Source organism: Streptomyces sp. NBC_00988 (assembly GCF_045162645.1).
GTDB lineage: Bacteria > Actinomycetota > Actinomycetes > Streptomycetales > Streptomycetaceae > Streptomyces.
Window position 1 is genome coordinate 5,139,403 of sequence record NZ_CP108730.1, and the last position, 16,751, is coordinate 5,156,153.

Consider the following 16,751-nt stretch of genomic DNA (forward strand, 5'->3'; position numbering starts at 1 on the left):
ACATGAGCGACCAGCCGCAGCCGCAGCAGCCGAACCAGGGCTGGGCACCGAGAGAGCCGGAAGCGGCCGCCGCACCCGAGGCGCCCGGCGCGCCCGGCGGCGAGAAGCCCAAGAAGGCCAAGCGGCCCAAGCGCACCGGATGGCGGCGGGCGATCCCGACCTGGCGGATGACGCTCGGCGGGCTCGTCGTGCTCGTGGCGCTGCTGATCGGCGCGTTCTTCCTCGGCTACTCGCTGGTCAAGATCCCGCCCGCCAACGCCCTCGCGATGAAGCAGTCCAACGTGTACCTCTATGCGGACGGCTCCCAACTCGCCCGCGACGGCGAGGTCAACCGGGAGAACGTGGGCCTCGACCAGATCTCCGCGAACGCCCAGCACGCCGTACTGGCCGCCGAGGACCGGGACTTCTTCACCGAGTCCGCCGTCGACCCCAAGGCGATGGTCCGCGCCGCGTGGAACACCGCGACCGGCAAGGGCACCCAGTCCGGCTCGACGATCACCCAGCAGTACGTCAAGAACTACTACCTGGGCCAGGAGCAGACCGTCACCCGCAAGGTGAAGGAGTTCTTCATCTCGATCAAGCTGGACCGCGAGGAGTCCAAGTCCGAGATCCTGGAGGGCTACCTCAACACCAGCTACTTCGGCCGCAACGCCTACGGCATCCAGGCCGCCGCCCAGGCCTACTACGGCAAGGACGCCACCGAACTCGACGCCGGCCGCGGCGCCTACCTCGCCGCGCTGCTGAACGCGCCGAGCGAGTACGACGTCGTGGCGCATCCGGAGAACAAGGCCGCTGCGGTGGCCCGTTGGAACTACGTCCTCGACGGCATGGTCAAGAAGGGCTGGCTCACCCAGTCCGCGCGCACCGGCATGAAGTTCCCCATGCCGAAGGAGGCGACGGCCTCAACGAGCATGTCCGGACAGCGCGGTTACATCGTCGGCGCGATCAAGGACTACCTCACCACCAACAAGATCATCGACGCGGACACCCTCGAAGCCGGCGGCTACCGCATCACCACCACGCTCCAGAAGAGCAAGCAGGACGCCTTCGTGAAGGCCGTCAACGACCAAGTCATGTCCAAGCTCGACAAGAAGAGCCGTAAGGTCGACAACTACGTGCGCGCGGGCGGGGCTTCGGTCGATCCCAAGACCGGCAACATCGTCGCGATGTACGGCGGCGTCGACTACGTGAAGCAGTACACGAACGGCGCGACCCGCGGCGACTTCCAAGTGGGCTCCACCTTCAAGCCGTTCGTCCTCGCCTCGGCCATCCAGAACGACTCGCAGACCCAGGACGGCCAGACCATCACGCCCAACACCTACTACGACGGCACCAACAAGCGCCCCGTGGAAGGCTGGAACGGCGGCTCGTACGCCCCGGAGAACGAGGACGAGGTCTCCTACGGCGACATCACCGTCCGCACGGCGACCGACAAGTCCGTCAACTCGGTGTACGCGCAGATGGCAGTCGACGTAGGCCCGGACAAGGTGAAGCAGACGGCGATCGCCCTCGGCATCCCGTCCGACACCCCGGACCTGACCGCGACCCCGTCCATCGCGCTCGGCCCGTCCACCGCGAGCGTCCTCGACATGGCGGAGGCGTACGCCACGATCGCCAACCACGGTCAGCGGCACACGTACACGATGATCTCGAAGATCACCAAGGACGGCACGAACGACATCAAGCTGCCGTCCGACAAGACGACCCGCGCGGTGAGCCGCGAGTCCGCCGACACCACCACCTCGGTCCTGCAGAGCGTCGTCGACAACGGCACGGCCACCGCGGCCCAGGCCGCCGACCGCCCGGCGGCCGGCAAGACCGGCACGGCGGAGGAGGACACGGCGGCCTGGTTCGCGGGCTACACCCCCGACCTGGCGACGGTCGTCTCCGTCATGGGCCAGGACCCGACGACCGCCGCCCACAAGTCGCTCTACGGCGCGATGGGCCTCGAACGCGTCAACGGCGGCGGGGCGCCCGCGGAGATCTGGGCCCAGTACACCAAGTCCGCCCTCAAGGGCACCGAGGCGAGCGACTTCGACCTCCAGCTCCAGGACGGCGCCGAGACGGTAGCGCCCCCGAGCCTGCAGCCCAGCCAGCCGGCGACGACGGGCGACCAGGACAACGGCGGTACGACCACCACCGGCGGCCAGGGCGACCAGGGTCAGACGCAGGGCCAGACGAACGGCGGCACGACGACCACCGGCGGCGACACCACGACGACCGGCGGCACGACGGGCACCACGACGGACGGCACCACGACCACGGGCGGCACGACGACCGACGGCGGAACCACGACCACCGGCGGCACGACGGGCACGACCACGGACGGCACGACGACCGGCGGCACCACAGGAACCACGACCGACGGCACCACCGACGGCACGACGACCGGAGGAACGACCGCCGGCCCCCAGAGCACCGGCCGCAAGAAGGAGTGACCGGTCCTGCCGGCGCCTAGTGACCGGAGGTGGCCTTCAGCCCCACGACGGCGACCAGCAGCAGAGACACGAAGAAGATCCGGGCGGCGGTGACAGGCTCACCCAGCACCACCATGCCGAGCACCGCCGCCCCCGCCGCGCCGATCCCGACCCAGACGCCGTAGGCGGTACCGATGGGCAGCGACTTCGCGGCGTACGACAACAGCAGCATGCTGGCGACGATGCCGGCGCCGGTGAACACGCTGGGGACGAGCCGCGTGAAGCCGTCCGTGTACTTCATCCCGATCGACCAGCCGACTTCGAGCAGACCGGCGACGACGAGCAGAACCCACGCCATGACAGGCACCTCCGAGACGTACGTACTGAACGGGGGTGCGTCGTCTTTCCGTGTCGCTGTCCCGGTACGGCGCGTCTCGTCGGGTTCCTTTCCAACGTAGCAAAGAGACGGCAAAAGGGGCTGGTGACGATGGTCACCAGCCCCTTAGAGGCTTGCTGCTTACAACAGGTACGCGTCCTACAGATACAGGCCGGTCGAGTCCTCGGATCCCTCGAACCGGTCGGCGGCGACGGCGTGCAGGTCCCGCTCGCGCATGAGGACGTAGGCGACCCCGCGCACCTCGACCTCGGCGCGGTCCTCAGGGTCGTAGAGAACCCGGTCGCCGGGCTCCACGGTCCGCACGTTCTGTCCTACGGCGACGACGTCGGCCCAGGCCAGTCGGCGCCCCACGGCCGCCGTCGCGGGGATCAGGATCCCGCCACCCGAACGCCGCTCGCCCTCGCTCTTGTCCTGCCGCACGAGCACACGGTCGTGCAGCATCCGGATGGGCAGCTTGTCGTGCTGGGTGCTCTGCTCGTCTCTCTTGGCGCTCACGCCCACGAACCTACCTGCCCAGGACCCGTCCGTACGCGGCCGGGTGTCCCACGGTTTCAGCCCTTACGGCCACTGCGACGCCGGGACCCGAGGACGAACAGCCCCACCACGCCGACGGCGACGAGAGCGACGGGAACGATCCGCTCGACGCGCGGCGCGCCCTCTTCGTCCACGAACTGACCCTTGACGTCACTGACGACCCGGTTGACGCCGACGTACGCCCTGCCGAGGGTGTGATCGATGCTCGACGCGACCTTGGCCTTCGCGTCGCCCACGATGGTCTTCGGGTGCACCCGCACCCCGATCTCGTCGAGCGTGTCGGCGAGGACATCGCGGCGGTGCTTGATGTCCGCCTCGATCTGCGCCGGGGTTCTGGTGTCCGGCGTGTTCGACGTGTCCGTCACCGTACGGCCTCCGAAGTCTGCTGGTACTTGTGCCGGACAGTCTGTCAGCTCTCGCGCGGAGTGCACTGTCAGCACCCCCGGTTACGCTAGCGCGATGAGTGAACGACTCCAGCCCGGGGACGTTGCCCCCGCCTTCACGCTCCCCGACGCCGACGGCACCAAGGTGTCCCTCGCCGACCACAAGGGCCGCAAGGTCATCGTCTACTTCTACCCGGCGGCCCTGACCCCCGGCTGCACCAAGCAGGCCTGCGACTTCACGGACAACCTGGACCTGCTGACGGGCGCCGGCTACGACGTCATCGGCATCTCCCCCGACAAGCCGGAGAAGCTCGCCAAGTTCCGCGAGAAGGAGAACCTCAAGGTCACCCTCCTCGCGGACCCCGACAAGAAGGTCCTCGACGCCTACGCGGCCTTCGGCGAGAAGAAGAACTACGGCAAGACCTACATGGGCGTGATCCGCTCCACGATCATCGTGGACGAGTCCGGCAAGGTCGAACACGCGCTGTACAACGTGCGGGCGACGGGCCACGTGGCGAAGATCATCAAGGACCTGGGCGTCTGAGCCTCCAGGACTCTAGGCCTCTACCGCCTTTCCGTACCTGAACGAGATCCACACATCGGGAGGCAGGCCGACCCGCCCGGGCACCGGCCTGCGCTCCTCGCCCCACTCCCCCGGGGCGAGCTCCTCACCGACCCGCCGCCAGAACGCCACGGCCCCCGGATTGGCGTCCTGAAACGCGACCTCCCAGTCCCCCGGATACCGCGCGACGACATCCCGCACGGCCCGCATCCCGACCCCACCCCGCCGGACCCCGCGCACGACGAAGAAGCTGTTGAGGATCCGGGTGGGCGAGCCGATCCCCCGCACGAAGGCGAACCCGACGGGCCGCTCCCCGCTCCAGAAGAGGTACGGCGCCCAGTCCCCATCCCTGCCGTCGAACGCCGCGTCCATCCGCTCACTGCGGAACGTGCCGTCGGGATTGGGCAGTTGGAGCTGCCCTCCGACGGCGAACTCGGACAGGTCATGCCGAAACATCAGCCAGAGCCGCTCGACGGCGGGGCGGTCGGCGGGGGTGGCTGGTCGTACGAGTACATGTGGTACCGCCATGAAAGAGGTCATGAAAAAAGCCTCCCGGGCGGACAAGAGTCCGTTCCTGGAAGGCTTCAGAGAAGCACAGCATAGCCTTCGTTCAAGGCGGCAGGCGACTCCCGGTACGATGACAGACAGCTAGCGGCGGTGGTGCAATGGCGACACAGCAGACTTAGGATCTGTGGCCCTTGATCGGGCTTGAGGGTTCGAATCCCTTCCGCCGCACATGAACGGCCTGCGAATCAGAGAATTGGTTCGCAGGCCGTTTTCGTATCTCACTCAACCCAACAACTCCCGAACCACCGGCACCAACGCCCGGAACGCCTTCCCCCGATGGCTGATCGCGTTCTTCTCGTCCGCCGTGAGTTCCGCGCAGGTTCGTGTCTCGCCCTCCGGCTGGAGGATGGGGTCGTAGCCGAAGCCGTTCGTGCCGACCGGGGTGTGGCGGAGCAGCCCCCGCAGCTGGCCCTCGACCACCCGTTCCGTGCCGTCCGGCAGAGCAAGGGCCGCCGCGCAGGCGAAGTGGGCGCCCCTGTGTTCGTCCGCGATGTCCGAGAGCTGGGCCAGGAGGAGGTTCAAGTTGGCCTGGTCGTCGCCGTGTTGGCCGGACCAGCGGGCCGAGAAGATGCCGGGGGCGCCGTTCAGGACGTCCACGCACAGGCCCGAGTCGTCCGCCACCGCCGGGAGGCCCGTTGCCTGGGCCAGGGCGTGGGCCTTCAGGAGGGCGTTCTCCGCGAAGGTCACGCCCGTTTCCTTGACGTCGGGGATGTCGGGGTAGGACTCCGCGCCGACGAGGTCGTGGGGCAGGTCCGCGGCGGTGAGGATCGACCTCAGCTCGGTGATTTTGCCGGCGTTGCGGGTGGCGAGGATCAGGCGTGTCATGCCGGTCAGTATTCCAACCTCCGCCGTACGACTACGACGTGCAGACCTTCGTCAGCTCGCCCGCCGCGTCCGTGACCGGGCTGATGTCAGGCGTGTCGTCGCCGTTCTTGACCGCCGTACGGACGTTGTCCACGGCCTTGCTGAGGTTGTCCACCGCCTTGTTGACGTCCGCGTTGTCGGTCTTGTCGCCGATCTTGTCGAGGTCCTTCTCGATGGAGTTGAGGGACTGGTCGGTCTGGGTGGGGTCGTTGGCCGCGTTCTCCACCGCCTGCTGGAGGCCGGTGACGCTGTCGGCGATGGTGTCGGCGGTCTGGACGCAGTCGATGGCCTTGTCGACGGCGTCGCAGCCGGTGGCGAGGCCGGCGGTGAGGCCTATCGCCGCGACGGTGGCGGCTATGGCGATACGGCGGCGACTGCTGCGGCTTCGTCGGCTTGCGGCGGCCATGGTTCGGTGTCCTCCCCCTGGGTGGGCCTGGGCGGCCGTCCCCGTTTCCGTTCCGTATGCGTAGGGACGCGGGGGCGGGCCGCCGGGTTGACCCCGCAGCCCGCCTCTCTTGGTATGACCTTGGTGCGCCCTTTACCTGACCGTCCCAGCCTCTTACTTCTCCAGCGCGGCCTCAAGTGCCTTTCGCTGTACGGCGGTCAGCTCGTCGCAGCCGGCGACGGCGAGGTCGAGGAGGGCGTTGAGTTCGTCGCGCGCGAAGGGCTCCGCCTCGGCCGTGCCCTGGACCTCGACGAAGCGGCCGTCGCCGGTGCAGACGACGTTCATGTCGGTCTCGGCGCGGACGTCCTCCTCGTAGCAGAGGTCCAGGAGCGGGACTCCGCCCACGATGCCGACCGAGACCGCGGAGACCGTGCCGGTGAGCGGCTGGCGGCCGGCCTTGATGAGCTTCTTGCCCTGGGCCCAGGTCACCGCGTCCGCCAGCGCGACGTACGCGCCGGTGATGGCCGCCGTACGGGTGCCGCCGTCGGCCTGGAGGACGTCGCAGTCGAGGACGATGGTGTTCTCGCCGAGGGCCTTGTAGTCGATGACCGCGCGGAGCGAGCGGCCGATGAGGCGGCTGATCTCGTGGGTGCGGCCGCCGATCTTGCCGCGGACGGACTCGCGGTCGCCGCGGGTGTTGGTGGCGCGGGGCAGCATGGAGTACTCCGCGGTGACCCAGCCCTCGCCGCTGCCCTTGCGCCAGCGGGGGACGCCTTCGGTGACGGAGGCGGTGCAGAAGACCTTCGTGTCGCCGAAGGAGACGAGGACGGAGCCCTCGGCGTGCTTGCTCCAGCCACGTTCGATGGTGACGGGGCGGAGCTGTTCGGGGGTGCGGCCGTCGATTCGAGACATGGCGAAGAGCCTAGTCGTACATGAGGAAGGGGCTCCTCCCGCGGTGGGAAGAGCCCCTCAGCGCGTGACGCCGTAGGTGAAGTCGGGGTCGACGCTCGGGTCAAAGCCGGGGATGATCCCCGCGCTTCACATCATGTCTTCGATGTCCGCCGCGATCGGGTCCGCGTCCGTGCCGATGACGACCTGGACGGCCGTGCCCATCTTGACGACGCCGTGGGCGCCGGCGGCCTTCAGGGCGGCGTCGTCGACGAGGGCCGGGTCCTTGACCTCGGTGCGCAGGCGGGTGATGCAGCCCTCGACCTCTTCGATGTTGTCGATGCCGCCCAGCCCGGCAACGATCTTCTCAGCCTTGGTGGCCATGTTGTTCTCTCCCTGATCCGAACCGCTTTGTCGCAGTAACCCACAGTTGGCCCAGCTTCGCGAGCGGTCATGTCGTGCGTGCCGAATGATGGTGACGATCACGTCGCCAACTGGTCTACACCACATTACCGAGGGGCGTCCATGAGTGCCGACAGTGCCGCCGCCCGTCCTGGGCGGACCCTTTGGGGCAGCCTGTTCCAGGGGCTGCAGAAGATGGGCCGCAGTCTCCAACTCCCCATCGCCGTACTGCCGGCCGCCGGCATCCTCAACCGGCTCGGGCAGCCGGACGTGTTCGGGGACGACGGCCTGGGGTGGACCAATGTCTCGAAGGTGATGGCGGGCGCGGGCGGGGCGCTGCTCGACGGGCAGCTCGGGCTGCCGCTGCTGTTCTGTGTGGGTGTCTCGATCGGCATGGCGAAGAAGTCGGACGGGTCGACGGCGCTGGCCGGGCTCGTCGGCTTCCTCGTCTACTACAACGTGCTGCGCCAGTTCCCGAAGGACTGCACGGGCGGCACGAACGTGGTGCCCGGTATCGGGTGCCAGGCCGCCGATCACTCGGTCTCGGTGTTCACGTACCAGAATCCCGGAGTGTTCGGCGGGATCGTGCTGGGGCTGCTGACCGCGTTCTTCTGGGTGCGGTTCCACCGTACGAAGCTGGTGGACTGGCTCGGCTTCTTCAACGGGCGGCGGCTGGTGCCGATCATCATGTCGTTCGTGGCGATCGCGGTCGCGGCGGTGGCGCTGTGGGTCTGGCCGCCGATCGGCACCGGCCTTGAGCACTTCAGCGACTGGCTGAGCGCCCGGGGTGCGCTGGGCGCGGGGGTGTTCGGTCTCGCCAACCGGGCGCTGCTGGTCGTGGGGCTGCATCAGTTCCTGAACGTGCCCATCTGGTTCCAGTTCGGCAGCTACACGAAGCCGGACGGGACGGTGGTGCACGGTGACATCAACATGTTCCTGGCGGGCGACCCGCACGCGGGGCAGTTCACCTCGGGGTTCTTCCCGATCATGATGTTCGCGCTGCCGGCGGCGGCGCTCGCGATCGCACACTGCGCGAAGCCGAGCCGCCGCAAGGAGGTGAGCGGCCTGATGCTCTCGGTCGCGCTGACCTCCTTCGTCACCGGCATCACCGAGCCGATCGAGTACTCGTTCCTGTTCATCGCGCCCGTCCTCTACGCCGTCCACGCGGTGCTGACCGGTGTGTCGATGGCGGTGACCTGGGGGCTCGGGGTGCACGACGGGTTCAGCTTCTCGGCGGGGCTGATCGACTACGCGATCAACTGGAACCTGGCGACGAAACCGTGGGCGATCATTCCGATCGGGCTGTGCTTCGCGGCGGTGTACTACGTCGTCTTCCGTTTCGCGATCACGAAGTTCGACCTGAAGACGCCGGGGCGCGAGCCGGAGGACGAGCGCGAGGACGTCACCAAAGCCTGACGGCGTAAGGGAGTTGGGCCCTCGGACCATCGGTCCGGGGGCCTTTTGGCGTGCGGACGGCCGTGTACGTGGCGTAGCGATTCGGTCGCAGATTCAGCGGGTTCCTTTATGCGGACTTCATCTGCTACAACAGGTCTACACCACTGAGTGGTGTAGACCACCACCCGATGGAGGAAGTCCATGAGCACTGCCACCGCGCCAACGGCGGCACCCACGAAGAAGTGGGGATCCGGCCTGTTCCAGGGCCTGCAGAAGATCGGTCGCAGCCTACAGCTGCCGATCGCTGTGCTTCCGGCGGCGGGCATCCTGCTCCGGTTCGGTCAGGCCGACATCCACGACAAGCTGCACCTGCCGGACAAGGTGACGGCTGTCTTCGCCACCGCCGGTGGCGCGATCTTCGACAACCTGCCGCTCCTGTTCTGTATAGGTGTCGCGATCGGCTTCGCCAAGAAGTCCGACGGCTCCACCGCCCTCGCGGCGCTTGTCGGCTTCCTCGTCTACAGCAATGTGCTCAAGGCCTTCCCGGTCACCGACGCGCAGATCCTCAAGGGCGCGGACGTACCCGCGACCTACAACAACCCCGGTGTCCTCGGCGGCATCATCATGGGTCTGCTCTCCGCGGTGCTGTGGCAGAAGTTCCACCGGACCAAGCTGGTCGACTGGCTCGGCTTCTTCAACGGCCGCCGTCTCGTCCCGATCATCATGGCGTTCGTCGGCACGATCATGGGTGTCTTCTTCGGCCTGATCTGGAAGCCGATCGGCGAGGGCATCTCGAACTTCGGCGAGTGGATCACCGGTCTCGGCGCCTTCGGTGCCGGTCTGTTCGGTCTGATCAACCGCGGTCTGATCCCGGTCGGCATGCACCAGTTCGTCAACTCCGTGGCCTGGTTCCAGATCGGCGACTACAAGAACTCCGCCGGTACGGTCGTCCACGGCGACCTGACCCGCTTCTTCGCCGGTGACCCGACCGCCGGACAGTTCATGTCGGGCTTCTTCCCCATCATGATGTTCGGCCTCCCGGCCGCCGCGCTCGCCATGGCGCACACCGCCCGCCCCGAGCGCCGCAAGGCCGTGCTGGGCATGATGATCTCGCTCGCGCTGACCTCGTTCGTGACCGGCGTGACCGAGCCGATCGAGTTCTCGTTCATGTTCATCGCCCCGGTGCTGTACGCGATCCACGCGGTGCTGACCGCCCTGTCCATGGCGATCACCTGGGCGCTCGGCGTCCACGCGGGCTTCACCTTCTCCGCGGGCTTCATCGACTACGCGCTCAACTGGAACCTGGCCACCAAGCCCTGGCTGATCATCCCGATCGGTCTGGTCTTCGGAGCGATCTACTACTTCGTCTTCCGCTTCGCGATCATCAAGTGGAACCTCCCCACCCCGGGCCGCGAGCCCGAGGAGGAGGTCGAGGACCTCACGAAGGCGTGAGCCCGTCCAACGCCTGATGCCCGGCCCGGAGTTCGCTTCCGGGCCGGGCATCGTCGTAGGTCCGCCCGTTCAGACCGTGAGCACGATCTTCCCCCGCACCGACCTGTCCTCACTCCTGCGATGCGCCTCCGCCGCCTCGGTCAGCGGCAGGGTCAGACCGACGCGGGTCCTCTTCTTCCCGTCGGCGACATCGGCGAGGATCCGGCCCAGCAGCGCGCCGTCGGACCGCGCGCTGACCCGGCGTACGTCGACGCCGCGCTCCGGTGCGGGATCCGGCACGACCGCGATGACGACGAAGACACCGCCGTCGCGCACGGCGTGGATCAGGTCACCGCCGATACCGGCGGGGTCCACGACGACGTCGACCCCGCCGGGCACCGACTTCCGTACGGCGGCGGCGAGTTCGCCGGCGTCACGCGCCCGGCCGAGGACGATGTCGGCGCCGAGTTCCTCGACGTACTTCTCGTCGCCGTCCGACGCCACGGCGACGACCTTGGCGCCGCGGCCCGCCGCGTGCTGGACCGCCCATCCGCCGATGGCGCCGCTCGCCCCGGTGACCAGCACGGTCTGCCCGGCTTCGAGCCCGCCCAGGTCGAGGGCCTGCCACGCGGTCTCGGCGGTGATGGGCACGGACGCCGCCGTGATGTCGTCGACCCCGGCCGGGATCTCCGCGAGGTGGGCGGGGTCGATGGAGACGACCTCCGCGTACGTGCCCTCCTGGTCGACGAACCAGGGCGCGAGCCCGGCGACCCGGGTACCGGGGGCGAACGGTCCGTCGCCGTCGACGACCGTGCCCGCGAGGTCCGCGCCGAGGATGAACGGCGGTGCCAGGTCGGGCAGCACCTGGCGCAGCCATCCCGCGCGGGCCGCGAGGTCCGCCGGGTTCACGGAGGTCGCCGCCACCCGGACCCGGACCCGTCCGGCGCGCGGCGCGGGTTCGGGGATCTCGGTGACGGTGAGCACCTCGGGCCCGCCGAAGTCGTACTGCTGAATCGCCTTCATCACAGCCTCTTCCCTGCGAGATCCGGGTCCTCGCACGATCTGCTCAGACTTGCTTGCGGAAGCAATATTATGGCTATCAACTTGCCCCCGCAAGCAGTACGAGGAAAAGGGGGCGGTCACTCAGAAGCCGACGCCACCGAGCGCCTCCAGGAAGACCTTCGGGTTCCAGTACTCCCGGTAGTTGACGACGAGTCCGTCGCGGAAGGTCACGAAGGTCGCGTAACTCATGTTGTAGGGATTGCCGTTGGACACCACGCTGCCGACCACGCTCCACTCCGCGATCGCCACGTTCTCGTCGGCGGTCGGATAGACGCGCACCGAGGGGATCTCGCGGATGTCGATGAGGTCCGGGTAGCCGCGCAGGTAGTCGTAGAGCGCCTCGCGCCCCTCGATCCGGGCCGGCGATCCTTCCGGGGCGAACGGGAATTCGGCTACGACGTCCTCGGCGCACAGGTCCGTCCAGGCCTTCATGTCCTTGGCGAGGAAGGTGTCGAGGGTGCGCCGCAGCAGGTCGACGGCCGAGGGGGTGCCGCTCATCGTGTGCTCCTGTCATGGGTGGTGTCCGCCAGGAGTGGCGGACGCTCCGACACTAGCACTGTGTAAGCGACACAGCGACACTTATCTTCGGGTGGCGCCACAGACCACCCGTCGGGCGGTCACCATTCGAGCGGCATCGTGAAGTTCCCGAGGCGGGCGACCTCGTCGGCGATCTCCGCGATCGTGGTGTGGTCCAGCTCCGCCTCGAACGCCTCGCGCGCACGGGTCAGCGCGGGCTGGAGACCGCCCACGATGTTGCTGCCGACCGCGCAGTCCGGCGGCGGCGGACTGCGGTGCAGGGTGAACAGCCGGGTGTCCTCCACCGCCCGGTACACCTCCAGCAGCCCGATCTCCTCGGCCGGCCTGGCCAGCAACGCGCCGCCTCCCGCGCCGAGTTGGGACCTGGTGAGCCCGGCGGCGCTCAGCCGGGACAGCAGGCCGCGGATCACCACGGGGCTCGTGGCGGCCGAGTGTGCGAGGTCCTCGGAGCGCAGGGGTTTGTCGCCGCTGACCGCGAGGGCGACCAGGGCGTGGACGGCGACGACGAAGCGGCTGCTGGTGGGCATTGCGGTCCCTGGGCGTGTAAGGGCGACGGTTACACGTCCCACTATGCCGCAGCGATGACTTGCCGTGCGATCGTGGACTGATGCACAATTTGCTTGCTTGAGCAATGAATGCTCAGGATGCGAGGACTGCCCTCGACGCTGCGACGCAGGAGATGAGAACCATGGCTGATGTCCCGACGGCACGGGTCGCGGTGGTGACCGGCGGAGCCGGCGCGATCGGCGGTGCGATCGCCCGTGAACTCGCTCGGCTGGGCCACCGGGTCGTCGTCCTGGACCGGACCGGTGACGTCGGGTGCGATCTCGCCTCGGAGGCGGACGTACGGCGGGCCGCCGCCGAGATCCTGGAGCGGTACGGCCGGGTCGACGTGCTCGTCCACTCGGCCGCCGCGGTCGACCCGCAGGAGCTGGAGACCGTCGACCTCGCCACCTGGCGGCGGATCCAGTCCGTCAACGTCGAGTCGGTCCTGCTGCTCGCCCAGGCCTTCACGCCCGGGATGCGGGAGCGCGGGTTCGGCCGAATCGTACTGATCACCTCGGACACCGTCTGGAAGCCGCCGAGCCCCGACCTGCTCGGCTACATCACCAGCAAGGGGGCGCTCACCGCTTTCGGCCGCACGCTGGCCGCCGCGCTGGGCAGGGACGGAATCGCCGTGACGTCCGTGGCACCCGGGCTGACCCGCACCCCGTCGACCGCGTACCAGCCCGACGAGGCGTTCGACGCGGCCCTGGCCGGCCAGGCACTCCCCCGCCCCCTCGTCCCCGAGGACGTCGCGGCGACCGTGGGCTTCCTGGCCGGCGACGCCGCGGAGGCGCTGACCGGCCAGGTCCTGACGGTGGACGGCGGCAGCCTGCTGCGGTGAGCCCCCGGACACGGCGGGGCCCCCGGCACCTTTCGGTACCGGGGGCCCCGCGCACGTACGGCTAGATCTCGTACGACGCTCTCGGCGCCGCCAGTTCCACCGGGCCGTCGAAGACCTCGCGCGCGTCGGCCAGGTTGGCCTGGGGGTCCGTCCACGGGGGGATGTGGGTGAGGACCAGGCGGCGGACGCCGGCGCGGGTGGCCGTCTCGCCGGCCTCACGGCCGTTGAGGTGGAGGTCCGGGATGTTCTCCTTGCCGTGAGTGAACGCGGCCTCGCACAGGAACAGGTCGGTGTCCCGGGCGAGTTCGTCGAGGGACTCGCTGACACCCGTGTCGCCGGAGTACGTCAGGGACCGCCCGCCGTGCTCGACGCGGATGCCGTACGCCTCGACGGGGTGGCGGACCCGCTCGGTGTGCACGGTGAAGGGGCCGACGTCGAACGTGGACGGCTTCACCGTGTGGAAGTCGAAGACCTCGCTCATGGAGGAGGCGGTGGGGGTGTCGGCGTAGGCCGTGGTCAGACGGTGTTCGGTGCCTTCGGGGCCGTAGACCGGGATGGGGTCGCAGCGGCCGCCGTCGTGGCGGTAGTAGCGCGCGACGAAGTACGCGCACATGTCGATGCAGTGGTCGGCGTGCAGATGGCTGAGGAAGATCGCGTCGAGGTCGTAGAGACCGCAGTGGCGCTGCAGCTCGCCAAGGGCGCCGTTGCCCATGTCGAGGAGCAGCCGGAAGCCGTCGGCCTCTACGAGGTAGCTCGAACAGGCCGATTCCGCGGACGGGAACGACCCCGAGCAGCCGACGACGGTGAGCTTCATAAAGCAGAAACCTCCGCTGGCGGGTAACTTCTGGAGTTGGGTGACGGGGGTCGTGCGGTCCGTCGAGCGTAAGGCGCAAAAGGGCCGGTCGCTCCTCCGCCAAGGGCTGTTGTGGGGGAACTCACCTGTGGTGTCACCGGTTCGGCTGGAACCGGGGCGCATGGGGTCTGCAAGAGGGCGCGCGGCGTTGTTTGCGCGCCGGTACGGTCGTTCGCATGAACACGTACTGGTGGCTCGGGCTCGCGGCTGTGGTGTTGCTGGCGCTGGTCGCCACCCTCGTCGACGGGTGGGGGCGGGGGTCGTCCCGACGGGTTCGGGCGGATCGGCCTCGGCCCGCGGAGATCTGGTGGGCGAACGTGCCCTACGAGGACCAACCCGGGGCTGCGAAGGACCGGCCTTGTCTGGTGCTTGCGGTGCGGGGGCGGAAGGTCACCGTCGCGAAGATCACCAGCAAGTATCACGATGGGCGGGGCGGGGTGATTCCGTTGCCGCCGGGGGCCGTTGGGGATGCGCGGGGGCGGGCCAGCTATCTGGAGACCGACGAGTTGCGGAAGGTGCCGGTGTCCGGGTTCCGGCGGCGGGTCGGGGTGGTGGACCCGGTCCTGTGGGATCAGGTCCGTCACCTCACCGGCTGACGGTCGTACGTCGGGTGCGGGTGGGCGGGGGCTGGGCGCGCCCCGCGGCGGAGCCGCGAATCGACACAGCCCCGCGCCCCTGAAACCTCACCTCACGCCCAGAGTTGGCCCTGAAGCGTTGCGATCGCCTCTTCTGTCGTCGCCGCCGTGTACACGCCCGTCGACAGGTACTTCCAGCCGCCGTCCGCCACCACGAAGGCGATGTCGGCGGTCTCCCCCGCCGCTACGGCCTTCTTGCCGACGCCGATCGCCGCGTGGAGGGCCGCGCCGGAGGAGACACCGGCGAAGATGCCCTCCTGTTGGAGGAGTTCGCGGGTTCGGGTGACCGCGTCGGCCGAGCCGACCGAGAAGCGGGTGGTCAGGACCGAGGCGTCGTAGAGCTCGGGGACGAAGCCCTCGTCGAGGTTGCGGAGGCCGTAGACCAGGTCGTCGTAGCGGGGTTCCGCGGCGACGATCTTGACGTCCGGCTTGTGCTCGCGCAGGTAGCGGCCTACACCCATCAGCGTGCCCGTGGTGCCGAGGCCCGCCACGAAGTGGGTGATCGACGGGAGGTCGGTGAGGATCTCCGGGCCCGTCGTCGCGTAGTGGGCGCCCGCGTTGTCCGGGTTGCCGTACTGGTAGAGCATCACCCAGTCCGGGTGTTCGGCGGAGAGTTCCTTGGCCACGCGGACCGCCGTGTTGGAGCCGCCGGCCGCGGGGCTGGGGATGATTTCCGCGCCCCACATGTTGAGCAGGTCGCGGCGTTCCTGGGAGGTGTTCTCGGGCATCACGCAGACCATGCGGTAGCCCTTGAGCTTGGCGGCCATGGCCAGCGAGATGCCGGTGTTGCCTGAGGTCGGCTCCAGGATGGTGCAGCCGGGGGTGAGGCGGCCGTCCTTCTCCGCCTGTTCGATCATGTGCAGGGCCGGGCGGTCCTTGACCGAGCCGGTCGGATTGCGGTCCTCCAGCTTGGCCCAGATGCGGACGTCGGTGGACGGCGAGAGCCGCGGCAGGCGCACCAGAGGGGTGTTGCCCACCGCGGCCAGCGGGGAGTCGTAACGCATCAGCGGTCAGCGGGCCTTAGCGCATGCCGCCGGCGACGGCCGGCAGGATCGTGACGTTGTCGCCGTCCGACAGCTTCGTGTTGATGCCGTCGAGGAAGCGGACGTCCTCGTCGTTCAGGTACACGTTGACGAAGCGGCGCAGTTCGCCGCCGTCCACGATGCGGGCCTGGATGCCCGCGTGCCGGGTTTCGAGGTCGGCGAAGAGCGCGGCGAGGTTCTCGCCGGCACCCTCGACGGCCTTCTCGCCGCCGGTGTAGGTGCGGAGGATGGTGGGGATGCGGACCTCGATGGCCATGGCAAGGGGCTCCTGTCGGAAGCGGGAGGGGTCTGGTTCTCGGTGGGCGCGCAGCCCAGGCGTGGACGCGCCGCGGCGCACGGCCGTACGGCGACAGCGCGCTGTCAACAGATGGCGCTGTTCAGCCTGCACAGGTCGACGTGCAGCCGCGCCACGAGCAGTGTGCCCGGCGCCTTGTCGCTCACGTCGAGAAGAACCATGGGCTCATCGTATCGATTCCCTGTCCGGTCCTCGGTAGGGGATCTCACACTTCGGACGGATTTCATCCGGAGTACGAGATCGGGACCGGATCAGTACGACTCCACCACCTTGACGTCCTCCTCCGTGACCTCGCCCTCCAGGATCTGGTACGAGCGGAACTGGAAGGGTCCCGCCTCGTCGGAGTCGGCGGTGGAGACGAGGACGTAGTGGGCGCCGGGTTCGTTGGCGTAGGCGATGTCGGTGCGGGAGGGGTAGGCCTCGGTCGCGGTGTGGGAGTGGTAGATGATCACCGGCTCCTCGTCGCGGTCGTCCATCTCGCGGTAGAGCTTCAGCAGGTCCTGGGAGTCGAACTCGTAGAACGTGGGTGATCGGGCCGCGTTCAGCATCGGGACGAAGCGCTCGGGGCGGCCCTCGCCCACCGGGCCCGCGACGACTCCGCACGCCTCGTCGGGGTGGTCCGCGCGCGCGTGGGCGACGATCTGGTCGAAGAGGGCCTGGGTGATGGTCAGGGTCGGCATGGTCGTCAGGATAAGCAGAAGGGCCTCGTCGTAC

At 68.7% G+C, this 16,751-nt stretch carries 22 protein-coding genes, 1 tRNA gene and 1 riboswitch; of the genes, 7 read left to right on the forward strand and 16 right to left on the reverse strand.

What is annotated here, in order from left to right:
• Positions 1-2: 2 nt before the first annotated feature.
• Complete coding sequence (locus tag OG496_RS23375; protein ID WP_405972286.1) at positions 3-2,438, forward strand: transglycosylase domain-containing protein; 2,436 nt, start codon at positions 3-5, stop codon at positions 2,436-2,438.
• A gap of 16 nt (positions 2,439-2,454) precedes the next feature.
• Here OG496_RS23375 and OG496_RS23380 read toward each other — a convergent pair whose 3' ends face one another.
• The 3 genes from OG496_RS23380 to OG496_RS23390 all read right to left on the reverse strand — a co-directional run bounded on the left by OG496_RS23380 (position 2,455) and on the right by OG496_RS23390 (position 3,713).
• On the reverse strand, positions 2,455-2,775 hold the full coding sequence (locus OG496_RS23380) for a DMT family transporter (protein ID WP_405948283.1): 321 nt from the start codon (positions 2,773-2,775) through the stop codon (positions 2,455-2,457).
• Between the two features lie 34 nt (positions 2,776-2,809).
• Positions 2,810-2,886, reverse strand: a riboswitch (guanidine-III (ykkC-III) riboswitch).
• Positions 2,887-2,952: 66 nt separating this feature from the next.
• Complete coding sequence (locus OG496_RS23385) at positions 2,953-3,309, reverse strand: co-chaperone GroES (RefSeq protein ID WP_026150372.1); 357 nt, start codon at positions 3,307-3,309, stop codon at positions 2,953-2,955.
• A 56-nt stretch (positions 3,310-3,365) separates the two neighbouring features.
• Positions 3,366-3,713: a DUF3618 domain-containing protein gene (locus OG496_RS23390; RefSeq protein ID WP_366490539.1), complete on the reverse strand. Its 348-nt coding sequence runs from the start codon at positions 3,711-3,713 to the stop codon at positions 3,366-3,368.
• Positions 3,714-3,807: 94 nt separating this feature from the next.
• Between OG496_RS23390 and bcp the strand changes: the two genes are divergently transcribed.
• Entirely contained in the window at positions 3,808-4,275 is a 468-nt protein-coding gene (bcp, locus tag OG496_RS23395; protein ID WP_405972287.1) for a thioredoxin-dependent thiol peroxidase, read from the forward strand.
• 12 nt (positions 4,276-4,287) lie between these two features.
• Here bcp and OG496_RS23400 read toward each other — a convergent pair whose 3' ends face one another.
• A complete protein-coding gene (locus OG496_RS23400) occupies positions 4,288-4,821 on the reverse strand; it encodes a GNAT family N-acetyltransferase (protein WP_405972288.1) in 534 nt (177 codons plus the stop codon).
• A gap of 123 nt (positions 4,822-4,944) precedes the next feature.
• Between OG496_RS23400 and OG496_RS23405 the strand changes: the two genes are divergently transcribed.
• Positions 4,945-5,028: transfer RNA gene (locus OG496_RS23405), tRNA-Leu, on the forward strand.
• Between the two features lie 54 nt (positions 5,029-5,082).
• On the opposite strand, the gene rdgB is transcribed toward OG496_RS23405, so the two are convergent.
• The 4 genes from rdgB to OG496_RS23425 form a co-directional block, all read right to left on the reverse strand.
• The gene (gene rdgB / locus OG496_RS23410) at positions 5,083-5,685 is read right to left on the reverse strand and encodes an RdgB/HAM1 family non-canonical purine NTP pyrophosphatase (RefSeq protein ID WP_405972289.1); all 603 of its coding nucleotides are present in this window, start codon (positions 5,683-5,685) and stop codon (positions 5,083-5,085) included.
• Between the two features lie 31 nt (positions 5,686-5,716).
• Positions 5,717-6,130 (reverse strand): hypothetical protein, encoded by a 414-nt coding sequence (locus tag OG496_RS23415; protein ID WP_366490535.1) that lies wholly within the window; start codon positions 6,128-6,130, stop codon positions 5,717-5,719.
• A gap of 153 nt (positions 6,131-6,283) precedes the next feature.
• The gene (rph, locus tag OG496_RS23420) at positions 6,284-7,021 is read right to left on the reverse strand and encodes a ribonuclease PH (RefSeq protein ID WP_019056710.1); all 738 of its coding nucleotides are present in this window, start codon (positions 7,019-7,021) and stop codon (positions 6,284-6,286) included.
• Between the two features lie 126 nt (positions 7,022-7,147).
• A complete protein-coding gene (locus OG496_RS23425; RefSeq protein ID WP_318016591.1) occupies positions 7,148-7,507 on the reverse strand; it encodes a PTS glucose/sucrose transporter subunit IIB in 360 nt (119 codons plus the stop codon).
• A gap of 15 nt (positions 7,508-7,522) precedes the next feature.
• Between OG496_RS23425 and OG496_RS23430 the strand changes: the two genes are divergently transcribed.
• Both OG496_RS23430 and OG496_RS23435 read left to right on the forward strand, forming a co-directional pair.
• Positions 7,523-8,815 (forward strand): PTS transporter subunit EIIC, encoded by a 1,293-nt coding sequence (locus tag OG496_RS23430; RefSeq protein WP_366490534.1) that lies wholly within the window; start codon positions 7,523-7,525, stop codon positions 8,813-8,815.
• Between the two features lie 180 nt (positions 8,816-8,995).
• The gene (locus OG496_RS23435) at positions 8,996-10,246 is read left to right on the forward strand and encodes a PTS transporter subunit EIIC (RefSeq protein ID WP_405972290.1); all 1,251 of its coding nucleotides are present in this window, start codon (positions 8,996-8,998) and stop codon (positions 10,244-10,246) included.
• 69 nt (positions 10,247-10,315) lie between these two features.
• On the opposite strand, the gene OG496_RS23440 is transcribed toward OG496_RS23435, so the two are convergent.
• From OG496_RS23440 to OG496_RS23450, 3 genes are all read right to left on the reverse strand, one after another.
• Positions 10,316-11,248: an NADP-dependent oxidoreductase gene (locus OG496_RS23440; protein ID WP_405972291.1), complete on the reverse strand. Its 933-nt coding sequence runs from the start codon at positions 11,246-11,248 to the stop codon at positions 10,316-10,318.
• 120 nt (positions 11,249-11,368) lie between these two features.
• Positions 11,369-11,785: a nuclear transport factor 2 family protein gene (locus tag OG496_RS23445; protein WP_366490531.1), complete on the reverse strand. Its 417-nt coding sequence runs from the start codon at positions 11,783-11,785 to the stop codon at positions 11,369-11,371.
• A 119-nt stretch (positions 11,786-11,904) separates the two neighbouring features.
• The gene (locus OG496_RS23450) at positions 11,905-12,351 is read right to left on the reverse strand and encodes an Rrf2 family transcriptional regulator (RefSeq protein ID WP_366490530.1); all 447 of its coding nucleotides are present in this window, start codon (positions 12,349-12,351) and stop codon (positions 11,905-11,907) included.
• 161 nt (positions 12,352-12,512) lie between these two features.
• Between OG496_RS23450 and OG496_RS23455 the strand changes: the two genes are divergently transcribed.
• Entirely contained in the window at positions 12,513-13,211 is a 699-nt protein-coding gene (locus OG496_RS23455) for an SDR family NAD(P)-dependent oxidoreductase (RefSeq protein WP_405972292.1), read from the forward strand.
• Positions 13,212-13,272: 61 nt separating this feature from the next.
• On the opposite strand, the gene OG496_RS23460 is transcribed toward OG496_RS23455, so the two are convergent.
• Positions 13,273-14,025, reverse strand: coding sequence for an MBL fold metallo-hydrolase (locus OG496_RS23460; RefSeq protein WP_366490528.1), 753 nt, complete (start codon positions 14,023-14,025; stop codon positions 13,273-13,275).
• A gap of 215 nt (positions 14,026-14,240) precedes the next feature.
• Here OG496_RS23460 and OG496_RS23465 point away from each other — a divergent pair, with 215 nt between their 5' ends.
• On the forward strand, positions 14,241-14,660 hold the full coding sequence (locus tag OG496_RS23465) for a type II toxin-antitoxin system PemK/MazF family toxin (RefSeq protein ID WP_366490527.1): 420 nt from the start codon (positions 14,241-14,243) through the stop codon (positions 14,658-14,660).
• 92 nt (positions 14,661-14,752) lie between these two features.
• Here the strand turns inward: OG496_RS23465 and OG496_RS23470 are convergent, their stop codons facing one another.
• The 4 genes from OG496_RS23470 to OG496_RS23485 all read right to left on the reverse strand — a co-directional run bounded on the left by OG496_RS23470 (position 14,753) and on the right by OG496_RS23485 (position 16,717).
• A complete protein-coding gene (locus tag OG496_RS23470; protein ID WP_405972293.1) occupies positions 14,753-15,703 on the reverse strand; it encodes a PLP-dependent cysteine synthase family protein in 951 nt (316 codons plus the stop codon).
• A gap of 16 nt (positions 15,704-15,719) precedes the next feature.
• Positions 15,720-15,998, reverse strand: coding sequence for a MoaD/ThiS family protein (locus tag OG496_RS23475; RefSeq protein ID WP_033286046.1), 279 nt, complete (start codon positions 15,996-15,998; stop codon positions 15,720-15,722).
• A 104-nt stretch (positions 15,999-16,102) separates the two neighbouring features.
• Entirely contained in the window at positions 16,103-16,198 is a 96-nt protein-coding gene (locus OG496_RS23480) for a putative leader peptide (protein WP_019065921.1), read from the reverse strand.
• Positions 16,199-16,288: 90 nt separating this feature from the next.
• Positions 16,289-16,717, reverse strand: coding sequence for a M67 family metallopeptidase (locus OG496_RS23485; protein WP_366432432.1), 429 nt, complete (start codon positions 16,715-16,717; stop codon positions 16,289-16,291).
• Positions 16,718-16,751: the final 34 nt, after the last annotated feature.

What these genes read in the sequence shown, in the direction of transcription:
- OG496_RS23400 (WP_405972288.1), bottom strand. Translation starts at nt 4,821, where the DNA reads ATGGCGGTACCACATGTACTCGTACGACCAGCCACCCCCGCCGACCGC.
- rdgB (WP_405972289.1), bottom strand. Translation starts at nt 5,685, where the DNA reads ATGACACGCCTGATCCTCGCCACCCGCAACGCCGGCAAAATCACCGAG.
- OG496_RS23455 (WP_405972292.1), top strand. Translation starts at nt 12,513, where the DNA reads ATGGCTGATGTCCCGACGGCACGGGTCGCGGTGGTGACCGGCGGAGCC.
- OG496_RS23450 (WP_366490530.1), bottom strand. Translation starts at nt 12,351, where the DNA reads ATGCCCACCAGCAGCCGCTTCGTCGTCGCCGTCCACGCCCTGGTCGCC.
- OG496_RS23460 (WP_366490528.1), bottom strand. Translation starts at nt 14,025, where the DNA reads ATGAAGCTCACCGTCGTCGGCTGCTCGGGGTCGTTCCCGTCCGCGGAA.
- OG496_RS23475 (WP_033286046.1), bottom strand. Translation starts at nt 15,998, where the DNA reads ATGGCCATCGAGGTCCGCATCCCCACCATCCTCCGCACCTACACCGGC.
- OG496_RS23415 (WP_366490535.1), bottom strand. Translation starts at nt 6,130, where the DNA reads ATGGCCGCCGCAAGCCGACGAAGCCGCAGCAGTCGCCGCCGTATCGCC.
- OG496_RS23435 (WP_405972290.1), top strand. Translation starts at nt 8,996, where the DNA reads ATGAGCACTGCCACCGCGCCAACGGCGGCACCCACGAAGAAGTGGGGA.
- OG496_RS23430 (WP_366490534.1), top strand. Translation starts at nt 7,523, where the DNA reads ATGAGTGCCGACAGTGCCGCCGCCCGTCCTGGGCGGACCCTTTGGGGC.
- OG496_RS23485 (WP_366432432.1), bottom strand. Translation starts at nt 16,717, where the DNA reads ATGCCGACCCTGACCATCACCCAGGCCCTCTTCGACCAGATCGTCGCC.
- bcp (WP_405972287.1), top strand. Translation starts at nt 3,808, where the DNA reads ATGAGTGAACGACTCCAGCCCGGGGACGTTGCCCCCGCCTTCACGCTC.
- OG496_RS23380 (WP_405948283.1), bottom strand. Translation starts at nt 2,775, where the DNA reads ATGGCGTGGGTTCTGCTCGTCGTCGCCGGTCTGCTCGAAGTCGGCTGG.
- OG496_RS23480 (WP_019065921.1), bottom strand. Translation starts at nt 16,198, where the DNA reads ATGGTTCTTCTCGACGTGAGCGACAAGGCGCCGGGCACACTGCTCGTG.
- rph (WP_019056710.1), bottom strand. Translation starts at nt 7,021, where the DNA reads ATGTCTCGAATCGACGGCCGCACCCCCGAACAGCTCCGCCCCGTCACC.
- OG496_RS23375 (WP_405972286.1), top strand. Translation starts at nt 3, where the DNA reads ATGAGCGACCAGCCGCAGCCGCAGCAGCCGAACCAGGGCTGGGCACCG.
- OG496_RS23465 (WP_366490527.1), top strand. Translation starts at nt 14,241, where the DNA reads ATGAACACGTACTGGTGGCTCGGGCTCGCGGCTGTGGTGTTGCTGGCG.
- OG496_RS23440 (WP_405972291.1), bottom strand. Translation starts at nt 11,248, where the DNA reads ATGAAGGCGATTCAGCAGTACGACTTCGGCGGGCCCGAGGTGCTCACC.
- OG496_RS23470 (WP_405972293.1), bottom strand. Translation starts at nt 15,703, where the DNA reads ATGCGTTACGACTCCCCGCTGGCCGCGGTGGGCAACACCCCTCTGGTG.
- OG496_RS23425 (WP_318016591.1), bottom strand. Translation starts at nt 7,507, where the DNA reads ATGTGGTGTAGACCAGTTGGCGACGTGATCGTCACCATCATTCGGCAC.
- OG496_RS23445 (WP_366490531.1), bottom strand. Translation starts at nt 11,785, where the DNA reads ATGAGCGGCACCCCCTCGGCCGTCGACCTGCTGCGGCGCACCCTCGAC.